Source organism: Streptomyces sp. NPDC042102 (assembly GCF_055582305.1).
The window spans coordinates 1758051-1770752 of sequence record NZ_JBVJDL010000001.1; the positions used below are offsets into that span (position 1 = coordinate 1758051).

General features: G+C 71.2%; 12 protein-coding genes. 9 read left to right on the forward strand and 3 right to left on the reverse strand.

The window, feature by feature from the left end; translation table 11 throughout:
* Positions 1 to 25 precede the first annotated feature (25 nt).
* The 4 genes from ACZ6KO_RS07285 (at position 26) to ACZ6KO_RS07300 (ending at position 4274) form a co-directional block, all read left to right on the forward strand.
* Positions 26 to 415 (forward strand): hypothetical protein, encoded by a 390-nt coding sequence (locus tag ACZ6KO_RS07285; RefSeq protein ID WP_469301087.1) that lies wholly within the window; start codon positions 26 to 28, stop codon positions 413 to 415.
* A gap of 84 nt (positions 416 to 499) precedes the next feature.
* Positions 500 to 2308, forward strand: coding sequence for an FG-GAP-like repeat-containing protein (locus tag ACZ6KO_RS07290; RefSeq protein ID WP_469301089.1), 1809 nt, complete (start codon positions 500 to 502; stop codon positions 2306 to 2308).
* A gap of 193 nt (positions 2309 to 2501) precedes the next feature.
* Positions 2502 to 3620, forward strand: coding sequence for a nucleotide disphospho-sugar-binding domain-containing protein (locus ACZ6KO_RS07295; protein WP_469301093.1), 1119 nt, complete (start codon positions 2502 to 2504; stop codon positions 3618 to 3620).
* Between the two features lie 225 nt (positions 3621 to 3845).
* Positions 3846 to 4274, forward strand: coding sequence for a pyridoxamine 5'-phosphate oxidase family protein (locus ACZ6KO_RS07300; RefSeq protein ID WP_469301096.1), 429 nt, complete (start codon positions 3846 to 3848; stop codon positions 4272 to 4274).
* Between the two features lie 29 nt (positions 4275 to 4303).
* Here the strand turns inward: ACZ6KO_RS07300 and ACZ6KO_RS07305 are convergent, their stop codons facing one another.
* A complete protein-coding gene (locus ACZ6KO_RS07305) occupies positions 4304 to 4783 on the reverse strand; it encodes a hypothetical protein (RefSeq protein WP_469301098.1) in 480 nt (159 codons plus the stop codon).
* A 164-nt stretch (positions 4784 to 4947) separates the two neighbouring features.
* On the opposite strand from ACZ6KO_RS07305, the gene ACZ6KO_RS07310 reads away from it, so the two are divergent.
* From ACZ6KO_RS07310 to ACZ6KO_RS07330, 5 genes are all read left to right on the forward strand, one after another.
* Positions 4948 to 5667 carry a HEAT repeat domain-containing protein gene (locus ACZ6KO_RS07310; protein ID WP_469301101.1) on the forward strand — a complete coding sequence of 240 codons (720 nt, stop codon included), beginning with the start codon at positions 4948 to 4950 and terminating at the stop codon, positions 5665 to 5667.
* A 3-nt stretch (positions 5668 to 5670) separates the two neighbouring features.
* Entirely contained in the window at positions 5671 to 6702 is a 1032-nt protein-coding gene (locus tag ACZ6KO_RS07315; protein ID WP_469301103.1) for a MerR family transcriptional regulator, read from the forward strand.
* A gap of 132 nt (positions 6703 to 6834) precedes the next feature.
* Positions 6835 to 7371 carry a hypothetical protein gene (locus ACZ6KO_RS07320; protein ID WP_469301105.1) on the forward strand — a complete coding sequence of 179 codons (537 nt, stop codon included), beginning with the start codon at positions 6835 to 6837 and terminating at the stop codon, positions 7369 to 7371.
* 115 nt (positions 7372 to 7486) lie between these two features.
* Positions 7487 to 7894 carry a YciI family protein gene (locus ACZ6KO_RS07325; protein WP_469301107.1) on the forward strand — a complete coding sequence of 136 codons (408 nt, stop codon included), beginning with the start codon at positions 7487 to 7489 and terminating at the stop codon, positions 7892 to 7894.
* Between the two features lie 19 nt (positions 7895 to 7913).
* Positions 7914 to 9056, forward strand: coding sequence for an RNA polymerase sigma factor (locus tag ACZ6KO_RS07330; protein WP_469301594.1), 1143 nt, complete (start codon positions 7914 to 7916; stop codon positions 9054 to 9056).
* A gap of 66 nt (positions 9057 to 9122) precedes the next feature.
* Here the strand turns inward: ACZ6KO_RS07330 and ACZ6KO_RS07335 are convergent, their stop codons facing one another.
* Positions 9123 to 11927 (reverse strand): OmpL47-type beta-barrel domain-containing protein, encoded by a 2805-nt coding sequence (locus ACZ6KO_RS07335; RefSeq protein WP_469301109.1) that lies wholly within the window; start codon positions 11925 to 11927, stop codon positions 9123 to 9125.
* A gap of 220 nt (positions 11928 to 12147) precedes the next feature.
* On the reverse strand, positions 12148 to 12549 hold the full coding sequence (locus ACZ6KO_RS07340) for a hypothetical protein (protein ID WP_469301111.1): 402 nt from the start codon (positions 12547 to 12549) through the stop codon (positions 12148 to 12150).
* Positions 12550 to 12702 lie beyond the last annotated feature (153 nt).

The window sequence follows — 12702 nt, forward strand, 5'->3', positions numbered from 1 at the left end:
CCAGCGGCCCGCATATGGTGCCGACATGCTGAGTGAATTCCTGCAGGTGGGCGTCTTCGTGGCCGGACTCTGGTGCCTCGTGGCGACTGTCAGGCGCGCGGCCGGCGGTGACCGGTGGGCGCGCTGGACCCTGCTGCTGTCCGCCCTGACCTGCGGGCTGTACCTGTGGGGCCTGACTCACCTTCTGGTCCTGGACATTGGCGAGATGTGCGAACTCACCTTGCACGCCCGCTTCGACCCCGACGAGCACACGGAGACACTGCTCCCGCTGTCGAAGACGTGCAACGCGGAAATCGACCTGGTCCCCGGCTACGTGAACCCGGTGCTGGCCGTCCTCGCCTCCGCGACCTCGGCGGCCGGACTGGGCACCGTCAGGTGCGCGCTACGCGCACAACGCCATCCCGTACGTCGTTGACCACGGTGCCTGGTGTCGCCGCTCTCCCTGTTGTTGCTGTGGCGTGGTGGACCGGTCTGCCTTTTACTTGTAGACATACAGAGAGTGGCCAGCGCCGGGCCTGGGCGCGAGCGCCCACTCATCCCCACTGGTGTTCCGATCCAGTACTTCCTCCATCAGATGCGTCAGCTCTGTGAGCACATCGGCCACCCCGGCTTCTACCGGATGGCCCAGATCCGCATGACCGCGGAAGGTGAGCTTATGCTGAAGCTTCGAACATGGGGCACGGCCATGCTCGTGCTATCGGTAGTCGCCCTGACCCTCGCTCCAGACCGCACGCTGGCTGCCACTTCAAAGGCCAACCTGTCCACTGCGGTCTATCTGTCTGATGGCTCTCGGTTTCCGGGGTGGTCGCAGTGGAGTGACCGGGATGGTGGCTGGATTGATGGAACTCCGTGGGTTGCTGGGGACTTCAATGGTGACCGGAGGGCCGATCTTGCCACTGTCTGGAACAACGGTGGTTCGAATACGATAACGGTGAGTCTGTCGACCGGTTCGGGTTTTAGGCGTAGTCATTGGGCCACGAATGCGGGTGGCTGGGTGGGGACGACCAAGTGGGCTGCTGGGGATTTCAACGGCGATGGGAGGAGTGACATCGCCGCTTCTTGGAACAATGGCGGCAACCTGTCCACTGCGGTCTATCTGTCTGATGGTTCCCGGTTCCCGGGGTGGTCGCAGTGGAGTGACCGGGATGGTGGCTGGATTGATGGAACTCCGTGGGTTGCCGGGGACTTCAATGGTGACCGGAGGGCCGATCTTGCCACCGTCTGGAACAACGGTGGTTCGAATACGATAACGGTGAGTCTGTCGACCGGTTCGGGTTTTAGGCGTAGTCATTGGGCCACGAATGCGGGTGGCTGGGTGGGGACGACCAAGTGGGCTGCTGGGGATTTCAACGGCGATGGGAGGAGTGACATCGCCGCTTCCTGGAACAATGGCGGCAACCTGTCCACTGCGGTCTATCTGTCTGATGGCTCTCGGTTCCCGGGGTGGTCGCAGTGGAGTGACCGGGATGGTGGTTGGATTGATGGAACTCCGTGGGTTGCCGGGGACTTCAATGGTGACCGGAGGGCCGATCTTGCCACCGTCTGGAACAACGGTGGTTCGAATACGATAACGGTGAGTCTGTCGACCGGTTCGGGTTTCAGGCGTAGTCATTGGGCCACGAATGCAGGTGGCTGGATGGATACGACCAAGTGGGCCGCCGGGGATTTCAACAGCGATGGGAAGAGTGACATCGCCGCATCCTGGGCCAACGGCGACACGTCTGCGCCTGGAGATTGCCAGAGGGCGGAAGAGCGGTACGCCGGCTATGTCGACAAGGTTCCCCAGACCGACGCCGACGTCGTCAACGCCGAGCACGCGCTGCTCTACCTCGTGAACGTGGAGCGCTCGCAGCGTGGTCTGCCGCCCCTCTGCTTCAACGACCGCCTCGCCCCCGCTGCGCGGGCGCACTCCGAGAACTGGGCGACCGCCCCGGATCGAGGCTGCCCGTCCAACCCGAGGTGGTCTGTATGCGGTCACTGGGACTCCCGAGCGGGATACGCCTGGCCAGAAGACCGCATCGCCAAGTCGGGCTACGGCCCGCATAGGGCGATGACCGAGAACACCCAGAACGGCGGAGGGCAGAGCACCGGCACGAATGTCGTGCCTGCAGGGTGGACCTGGGGCACCCCCAAGGCCGCCGTCTATTGGTGGATGAATCACGACCCCCAGAACAACTACGCCGGCAACGGGCATCGCCGAGCCATCCTCGACCCTCGATTCCATGACGCAGGTCCCGGTGTCGGCCGCTACACCGATCGTTTCGGCAACCGCGCCGCGACCTTCACCCTGATGTTCGGAGGCCGCTGATCCGTCCGTCGGCGGCCGCCGCCCCACCCTGATGTGCCGGACAGACCCTGGGGAACCGCCGCGCCAGAATGTCCGAATATCGATGGTCCTGGGGGGAACACAGCGCGCATTCATGCCAGTTCAGAAAGGTAACCGGGATGGGCCGGGCCCCTCACCGCTCGTTCCGGACCGGCAGACCTTGGCAAGGAGTACCGTGCGCATTCTCTTCACCGGACCGGCCGCGGCCGGCCACCTGTTCCCGATGATCCCGACGGCTCAGGCCCTGCGCGCCGCGGGCCACGACGTGTTGTTCGCCTGCTCGCAGCCACTGAACCGGATCCGCGAGGCGGGGTTCCCGATCGTCGAGATCGGCGACGGCCGCACCATCCGGGACCTGATGGAGCAGTCCACCGACGACGGGCCGCGCTACGTCGCCCCCGACCTCACCCAGGAGCAGATCCTCGAACGGGCGGCCCACGGCTTCGCGTTCATCTCCCGCCCCACCGTGCACGACCTGCTGGAAGTCGCCGAGACCTGGGGGCCGGACCTGCTGGTCTACGACTCCTTCCAGGCCGCGGCCCCGCTGGTCGCGGCGAAGCGCAAGATCCCCTCGGTGATCCAGAACTTCGGCATCACCCCCGGCCTCGGCATGGTCACGCGGCTCGCCGCCCACTTCACCGAGGCGTACGAGACGTACGAAGTGGAGGGGCCCGCCGTACCCACGGCCTTGAACATCGTCCCCGCCTCGCTCGGCGGTGACCCGGGCGGCCTGCGGATGCGCTACCTGCCGTACAACGGCGGCGGGATCGTCCCTGCCGCGCTCCTGCGCCGCGGCAGCCGCCCGCGCGTCGCCATCACGCTGGGCACCGTGCTCACCGAGCTGGACGGTGTCCGCGCCATCGTCCGCCTGATCGAGGCCGCCGCCTCCGTGGACGCCGAGTTCCTGCTCGCCGTCGGCGACGCGGACCTCACCGCGCTCGGTACCCTCCCCGACAACGTCCGCCCGCTGCCCTGGGTCCCGCTCGCCGAGCTGCTGACCGCCTCCGACGCGCTGGTCCACCACGGCGGCTCCGGTACCCTCCTCACCGCCGTGCACGCCGGTCTGCCCCAGCTCCTGCTGCCCCAGGGCGCCGACCACTTCACCAACGCCGACGCCCTCACCGCGACCGGCGCCGCCCTGCGCTCCGCGTCCGACGACGTGGACGCCCCGCTCCTGACCCGCCTCATCACCGACGCGGCCCTGCGCGAGGCGGCCGTCCGCGTCCAGGCGGAGAACGCCGCCCTCCCGACCCCGGCGGAAACGGTCCCCGCCCTGGAGGCCCTGACCGGCTGAGCCGAAGTCACGGATTCGCGCCACGGCCCGGCCCCGCCCGGGGGCCGGGTCCGTGCCGGTCCCACCGAGGAGCGCCGCTCGCCGCCGGCCGCCCGCCCGTTGGGCCAGAAGGCGTGGTCTTCGGCGCGATGCGGGCGTGTCGAGGCCGGTGGTGGGAAGTCGTCGGGCGGGTCGGGGGCGAGGATCGAACGGCCCCGTCCCGACCCCGGCAGCCCTGGAGACCCCGTGCCCCTTTCCGAAGCCGAGCGGCAGTCCTTCCTCGCCGAACCCCACATCGGAGCCCTGGCCGTCGCCCGCCCCGACCCCGGGCGCGCGCCCCTGGCCGTACCGATCTGGTACGGCTACGAGCCCGGCGGCGACCTGTGGATCACCACCGGCCGCGACTCCGCCAAGGCGGAGGCCCTCGCGAGGGCGGGCCGGTTCTCCCTCCTGGCCGACCGGGTGTCGCCGACCGTGCGCTACGTCAGCGTCGAGGGCCCGGTGGTGTCGACCGAGCCGACCACAGAGGAGGAGAAGCGGAACATCGCCACCCGCTACCTCCCGCCCGAGGCGGTGGCACCCTTCCTGGAGATGGCCGCCCGCGAACACGGCGCCCAGCTGACGATCCGGATGCGCCCCGAGCACTGGCTGTCGGCGGACCTCGGCGGACTCTAGGCACGCCGATCGCGATCGGCGCCGGCGGCCTAGCCGGCGGCGCGGCCCTCGCCCGCCATGAACCGCCAGACCAGGGCGTGTCCCAGGATGATCAGTCCGATGAGCAACAGCGCTTCGGCCTGGATGGGGCGCAGCCCGATGTGCCCGGCGAGTTCGGGGAAGGCGCCGACGACGGCGATCAGGGCGTAGAGCAGTGTGGCACCGGCCTGCTGCCGGGAGACGAAGCGGTCGCCGCGGGAGCGGGCCAGCAACTGCAGGGTGCACACACAGCCGATCAGGGCGAGGACGACGAAGGCCCCCCGCCAGATCTGGGGCTGCTCGATGCCGCCTACCTGGGCGAAGAGGCCCATCAGGGCGGGCAGCAGGAAGGACAGGTAGATCCCGCCGACGACGCGCCGCAGGGCGGGCTCGCGCATCCAGTCGGCGTGGCTCTGGACGACGTTCCACCAGAGGCCGACCAGGGTGAAGCAGGTGGCGGAGAAGAGGGCGTAGAAGGTGTTGACATCCATGGACGACGAGCGTGGCAGCGAGCCCGCCCCCGGCGGGCGCCACACGCCCTGCGAGGACCCCACCCCGGCCGGGACGGCCTAGCGGAGCGCGCCCCAGGAGGAGTGCGCGCTTGACCTTGACACGGTGACAAGGTCTTCACTGCGGTCCAGGAGGTGGTGTCCCGATGACCACGGCGAAACAGGACGCGCAGGTGAGCGCGGAGCAGGGCGCGGACGCGGATGCGAAGGCGGAGACGGGGAAGGCCCCGTGGGGGCTGGAGGACGGCCGTGCGTCGGTGCGGCTGCGGGCCGCGCTGGCGATCGGTTCGGTCCCGGACCCGGACCCGCGGAACGTCGAGAAGCTCATCGAGCGGTGCGCGGTCGAGCCCGACTTCTCCGTCCGCGAGATGCTGACGTGGGCGCTCACCCGTCACGCACCGCACGTGACGGTTCCGCGACTCGTCGCCGAGCTCGGTTCCGGGCGGTCGCAGGCACGCAGCCAGGCACTGCATACTCTGTCCAAGATCGGTGACCGGCAGGCGTGGTCGGCCATCACCCGGGCGCTCCTGTCCGACGCCGATGACGAGGTCGCGCGCACTGCCTGGCGGGCGGCGGTCGCGCTCGTACCCGACGGGGAGGAAGCCGAGCTGGCCCGGGCGCTGGCGGCGCAGCTGGGCCGGGGCGGGCGTGAGATGCGACGGAGCCTCAGCCGCGCGCTGATCGCCCTCGGCGAGAGCGCCGTCCCGGCCCTGCGGGCCGCGACGGCGGATCCCGACCCCCGGGTGCGTCACCACGCGGCCGCCACCGAGCGGCTGCTGCACGACCCGGACGCCGGATTCGACGACGCGATCGAGGAGGCGAAGCGCGTGGTGGCCCTGCGGGACCAGCCAGGAGGAGGAGCGTAGGCAGTGCTGATCGGTGAGGTGGCCCGGCGGTCCGGGGTCAGTGCCCGCATGCTCCGGCACTACGAATCCCTCGGCCTGGTGCGGCCGACGGGACGTACCGTGTCCGGGTACCGGGAGTACTCCGGTGACGACATCCGGCGGATCTTCCACGTCGAGAGCCTGCGCTCACTGGGCCTGTCGCTGCGCGACGTCGCGCGCGCCCTCGACGACCCGGGCTTCCGGCCCTCGGAACTCGTCGACGACCTCGTCCGCCAGACGCAGGAACGCATCGAAGCCGAGACGGCGCTGCTCACGCGGCTGCGCCGGATCGGTGCCGCGGAACCGGCGGACTGGGAGGACGTGCTCCAGACCGTCGCGCTCCTGCACGCGCTGGGCTCGGAGAGCGCCGGCCGGCGCCAGCGCGCGGCGTTGGCCTCGGTGTCGTCAGGGTCCGCGGGGGCCTCGGCCGACGAGGCGCCCGTACCGGTGGAGGCACTGGTCGAGGCGGCGTTGGGCGAGAGCGATGCGAGCGTCGCGGGAGCCCTTCGGTGGGCGGTGGCGCAATCGGGCGACGGCGCGCTGGAACCGCTGGCGGCGGGCCTGGCCTCACCGGTGGCCGACGTACGGGAACGCGCCGTACGCGGCATCGCCGAGATCACCGGCGAGCGGGCGACCGCTCTGCTGCGGGACGCCCTCGCGCACACCGACACCACGGTCCGCGGGCTCGCGGCCCTGGCGCTGGGCGCCCGGGGCGTGGCGGACGCGGTCCCGGCGCTCGTCGACCTCGTCGTCGAGGGCAGGAACGACGTCGAGGCGGCCGACGCGCTGAGCGCGCTGGCCGGCCGTCCCGGGGCGGCCGAGCCGATCGCCAGCACGCTCGTCGGCCGGCTCCCACGGGACCCCGCCGGGGCGCCCGCACGGCGTCGGCTGGCGCAGGCACTCGTGGACATCCCGGGTGACACGGCCTCACGGGCCCTCGGGACCCTCGCGCACGACGACGACCCCGCCGTCGCGTTCACCGCGGCGTACGTCCTGACGCTGCGCAACCCTGGCTGACCGTCCGCGCCGCCCCAGTGCCGTTCGCACGGGAGCGTGCACCCTTCGGATTCGCCGGACCGGCGCGTGACGGGCGGTCTACCGTGGCGTCGTGCCGGGCTTCCTGCCGCGGCCCGCTTCCGGGAGGTTTGTGTGCCGTCGCCCTGTGACCCCGAGTTCGCTCCCGCCGGTGATGTGGGCGCGGCCCTGATGCTGATCGATTCCCGCCTCAAGGCCGTCCACGACGACAGGGGCGAGGCCGCCCCGGAGAACCAGCTGCTGGCCGACCGGTTCACCGCCTCCCTGGGCCCCCAGGAGGCGAAGGAGGTGCTCGACGGGGTCTGCACGATCATGTACATGATGGTGCGATGGCTGCGGCTGGCGCACGAGCAGCACGGCAAGGACGTGATCGAGTACGTCGTGCCCAACCTCGTCGCCTCACTGCGGATGATGCCCAGGAGCGTGGGCCCGGAGGCCATCCCCACCATGGCCGGCATGGTCATCGCGGCGGGTACGGGCCTGAGTCCCAACCTGTGGCGGGGCCAGTACGGCAAGTGGACCGAGGCGGAGATGAGGCCGCTGGAGGCCACCGCCTTCCTCCTCGCGGAGCACATCAACCGGATCACCGACGACCCGGACTTCGCCACCCGCATGATCGCCGAAGCCCTGTCCGGGGCGGACCACGACTGACGCCCGCCGACGTCCGGAAAAAACTTCGGACGACGATGTCGAGAAGCCGTGGCCGGCTCCGTCCCCGGGGTGAACGCGACCACAATGGGGCGCACCAGCACCGAGGAGAACCACCATGGCCAAGTACCTGCTGCTCAAGCACTACCGCGGCGCACCGGCCGCGGTCAACGACGTACCGATGGACCAGTGGACGCCGCAGGAGATCTCGGCGCACGTGCAGTACATGAACGATTTCGCCGCCCGGCTGGAGAAGACCGGCGAGTTCGTCGACGGTCAGGCACTCGCCCCCGAGGGGGCGTGGGTCCGCTACGACGGCGAGGGACGCCCGCCGGTCACCGACGGTCCGTTCGCCGAGACCAAGGACCTGATCGCCGGATGGATGATCATCGACGTCGACGGCTACGAACGCGCCGTCGAGCTGGCCGGGGAACTGTCGGCCGCTCCCGGGGCGGGCGGCAAGCCGATCCACGAGTGGCTGGAGGTGCGCCCGTTCCTGGCCGCGCCGCCCACCATCACGGAGTGACCGCCACATGACGGCACCGATGGACGAGGCCCTGCTCAGGAGCCTCACCCCGAGCGTGCTCACCGTCCTCGTCCGCCGTGGAGCCGACTTCGCGGCGGCCGAGGACGCCGTGCAGGACGCCCTCGTCGAAGCGGTCCGCGTCTGGCCGGCCGACCCTCCGCGGGACGCGAAGGGCTGGCTGGTCACCGTGGCCTGGCGCAAGTTCCTCGACGCGACCCGCGCGGACGCCGCCCGCCGCCGGCGCGAGGACCGCGTCGAGGAGGAGCCGGTGCCCGGGCCCGCGGCCGCGGTGGACGACACGCTCCAGCTCTACTTCCTGTGCGCCCACCCCTCGCTGACCCAGGCGTCGGCGGTCGCGCTCACCCTGCGCGCCGTCGGCGGACTGACCACCCGCCAGATCGCCCAGGCCTACCTGGTGCCCGAGGCGACCATGGCCCAGCGCATCAGCCGGGCCAAGCGCACCGTCTCCGCCGCACGCTTCGACCGGCCCGGCGATGTCGCCACCGTGCTGCGCGTCCTCTACCTGGTCTTCAACGAGGGGTACTCCGGAGACGTCGATCTCGCCGCCGAGGCCATCCGGCTCACCCGGCAGCTCGCGGCCGTGATCGACCACCCCGAGGTGGCGGGGCTGCTCGCCCTGATGCTGCTCCACCACGCCCGGCGGGCCGCCCGGACCGCGGCCGACGGCGCTCTGGTGCCGCTCGCCGAACAGGACCGCGGCCGGTGGGACACCGCGCTGATCTCCGAGGGCGTCGGGATCCTCCAGGCGGCCCTCGCCCGCGACCGGCTGGGGGAGTTCCAGGCCCAGGCCGCCATCGCGGCACTCCACGCCGACGCGCGCACCGCCGAGGAGACGGACTGGCCGCAGATCGTCGAGTGGTACGACGAGCTCGCGCGCCTGACCGACAGCCCCGTCGTCCGGCTCGGCCGCGCGGTCGCCGTCGGCGAGGCCGACGGACCCCAGGCCGGCCTCGCGGCGCTCGCGGAACTGGACGCCTCACTGCCCCGCCATGCCGCGGCGGCGGCGTACCTCCACGAGCGCAACGGCGACCTGGAGGCGGCGGCACGGCTGTACGCCGAGGCGGCCCGCCGGGCCCCCGACCTCGCCGAGCGCGACCACCTGACACGCCAGGCCGCCCGCCTCAACACCCGCCGCCGCTGACGGGCCGGCCCCGGCCCCCCTCGAGAAGGGGGCCGGGGCCGGGGCGCAGTGACGGGAGCCGGTGGCTCAGCGCAGGGTGAACGGTGCGACGTGGGTCGTGGTGTCCGCTCCGCTGATGGTGAACTCCAGGTTGTAGGTGCCGTTCGGCAGCCCGCCCGTGCTGACGGGGAGGCTGTAGGCGGAGAGGAAGGGGGTGTAGGTGAACCGGCCCGTGACAGGCCTGGTGACGGGGCCGGTGACACGGCGGGCGGTCAGCGTGATGTTCGGGCTGGAGAGGTTGTTGCCGTTCGCGTCGCAGATCCGGAGGCTGATCACGACCTGGCCGAGCAGCCGGATCGGGCGGTTCGGGTCGTAGAGCAGGCAGATCCGGTACGCCACGTTGTAGGTGACGCTCTTCGTGGAGGGGTTCGTGGCGACGTCCGTGGCGTTGACCGTGAACGTGTGCGAGCCGAGCGTCGAGGTGTTGACGGGGCTGCCGTCGGGAACCGTGCCCACGCAGCCGGCCGGCCCGGAGGTCGCGTCCGTGCACGAGTAGGACGCGGTGACCGGCTGGCGGTACAGGTAGGTGCCGGCCACCGGGCGCACGATGGTGATCACGGGTCCCGCGGTGTCCAGCCGTACCGTGATCGTCTGCGGTGCGGAGGTGTTGCCGGCGGCGTCGGTGGCGGTGTACGTCACGGTGGTGACGCCCTGGGCGGTGATGGCCACCGCGGCGGATGCGCCGGAGACGTCGGTGGACCCGATCGGCTGGGCGCCGCTCGCACTGTAGGTGATCTTCAGGACGCCGGATCCGCAGGAGCCGTCCAGCGCGCCGATGTTGACGAGGGCGGGGCTGGTGGTGTTCCAGCCGGCACCGTTCGGCGGCGGTGAGACGGTCGCGAAGGCGGCCGGAGCGGCGGTGTCCGGGTCGTAGGTGAACCGGCCGGCGGCGGTGACCGGACTGGTGCCGTTGACGTTGGTCACGGTGACGTCCACGGTGCCCCGCGCCTGCCGGGGCGCGTCCGCGGTCAGTTCCTCGGGCCCGATGACGTTCACGTTCGTGGCCGGCACGGAGCCGAACATGACGGTGGCGCCGTGCGTGGGGAACTCCGTGCCGCGTACGGTCACGCGGTTCACGCACTGGGCGAGTTCGGGCGCGTGGTCCGGGGCGACGCCGGTGACCGTGGGCGGGGACAGCGTGACACGGTCCATGGCGGTGCCCCAGTCACCGCCGAAGATCCCGGTGCTGGCGGTGGGGCCGATCTGCTGGACCGTCCAGACGTCCTTGGGGTTGCTGGGGTCGCGGGCCGTGCCCGAGTAGTCGCCCCAGCGCAGTCGCCCCGGGGCGCAGTTGCACACGTAGGCCTGGGTGCCCGCGGCGTAGAAGTCGCCGAAGGTCCTGGCCGGGAAGTTGCCGCCGGGTACCGCGATCGCGACCGCGGTGGGGAACGCGGTGGAGGAGGACGCGGTGAATCCGGAGAACAGGTCGTCCTCGTCGTTCAGGGCCAGCGAGCCGTAGTAGATGTCGCCGCCCACCCAGCCGAGGTCGAGGTTGGTCGCCAGGGTCTGGGTGCCGGCGGTGGAGATCTGGATGTACCGCTGGCAGACGTGGACCGCGGTGTCGCCGACCGGGGTGCAGCTGACGTTGAAGACGCCCCAGAGGCGGTTGTTCTGCCAGGCGGTCGACAGCATCCGGTCGTCGTTGGTCTCGATGAAGTCATCGCCCCCGGCCGGCTGGGCGGCGTCGGGCGGTGCGTCGGCGGTTCCGATGGCGACGATGTTCTCGGTCCGGTTGACCGTGCTGACGCCGGGCACGCCCGTGATGGTGGTCACCACGACGTCGGTGCGGTCGTGCTCCATCGCGAGCTGGTCGTCGATCGCGGACAGGGAAGTGGCCGGGACGACCTCGCTCCTGGTGTTGTCCTGGCCGAACGTGGTGAGGTTGACCGTGCCGCCGGCCAGCAGGTCGGCCTTGTTGACGACCACGGTCACCTCGCCCAGGAAAGCCCGGGGGGTGGTGAGCATGTTGTAGTTGTTCCAGCTCAGCGTGACCTTGTCGTTGGTGTAGCCGAGCTTGGGGCGGTCGTGCTGCACGTTGCCGGTGTTGCTGCCGGCGACGTAGACGGTCCAGTCCCCGCGGGGGTCGGACGTGTCACTGACCGCGACGTCGACCTCGTCACCGCCGGTGAGGAGCCCCTCGTACGCGGCGAAGAACCGGCCCGACCCCGCGTCGTAGTGCACCCGCGGATCGCCGCCCGTGTTCGCGGCGAAACCGAAGAGCGTGCCCAGGTCGAACGGCGCGCCCACCGGGTTGCCCGCTTTGTCGTAGATCTGCCCCGACCGGTTGATGAACTGCACGACGTGCGTGGGCCCGACCGCGAGCTGCGTGTCGGAGGGGGTGGTCCGGGCGGCCGTGTCGTTGTCCGCGTTCCCCAGCGAGCGGAACGTCTTGAGCCGCTCGATGACGGCCGTGGCCGGCGCCGCCTTCGGGGACGCACCGGTCTTCGCCGCCTTCGCGGCCTTGGCAGTGGTCGGGGTGAGGGCCGCGCCGGTGACCGGCAGGCTCGCCTCCCGCCGCGGTCCCTCGGCCGCCCGAGGCTTCGCAGGGGCGAGGTCGGGCAGTGCCTGTGGCGGGGCGGTGCGCCGAGGCCGTGGCAGTGACCGGACGTCGACGCGCCGCTTGGGTGAAATCCGGGTCAGCGCCACCTCGCCCTCCGCCTGCGAGGGGGAGGCGCTCGTGGCGGGGATGCCGGGACGCGGCTCCGCTGCCGCTCCGGCCGCCGGCGCCACCGCCGTGAGGGTGACGGCGAGCGCGAGGAGCACCGCGTGCGGCCGGCCGCGTGCCGGGAGGGTCCCCCTCGGGCTCACTCCGGGGAACCGTCTCACAGACATGGCCTCCTCCCTGCCTGCCGCTTCGGGAGTCCGGCGTCGCCTGCGGATCGCCAACGGGCCGTCATGGTCCTGCTGCAGTCGATGATCACGGCCCGGTGTCTAGCGGATGTGGCCCCGCTGTGCTTCCTTCCGTGGCCCGGCGTGCCGGGACAATCCCCCTCATGGGTCTACGCGCTGGGCATCGGACGGGAGGTGGCTCCCCCCGAGGTGCCCCCTGCGCTCAGATCTCCTTGGTGGCCTCGAGGCGGGTGATCTCCGTGGCGTACGCGGCGGTGCGGACCGCCGACGTGCCCGCGGCGTACAGGCCGGCGCCGACCGTGGCCAGGGGGAGGGAGAGGAGCAGCGCGGCGAGCATCGGGCCCACGTCGCGCTCGGCGTCGCAGAGCTCGCCCACGTCGTCCACGTACGACACCTTGACGTCGCCGTCCTGGTGGAAGGCACGGGACTCGCACTCGATGGGCTTCTTGGTCACGCCGCGGTCGATGGTGAACGGGAAGACGAGCAGGTAGGCCACCCAGAGCCAGATGAGGGCGGCCGCGGCCATCAGTCCCCGGCCCCACCCCTGCTCGCGCAGGCCGCGCACCCGGAATTCCCTGTCGTACGCCTGTGCCAATGAGTTCATGGAGGCGAACCTAGCGCAGGCCGGCTCCGCGCCGACCGAAGGGTCTGAAGTGCTGGGCCGAATGGTCCGCCAGCCCGCGCGCCACGGATCTCTCCTTCCTATGGTCGAAACGATGGAAGAGCGAGGGAAAGGGGCCTGCTCCGCGAGCGGCCG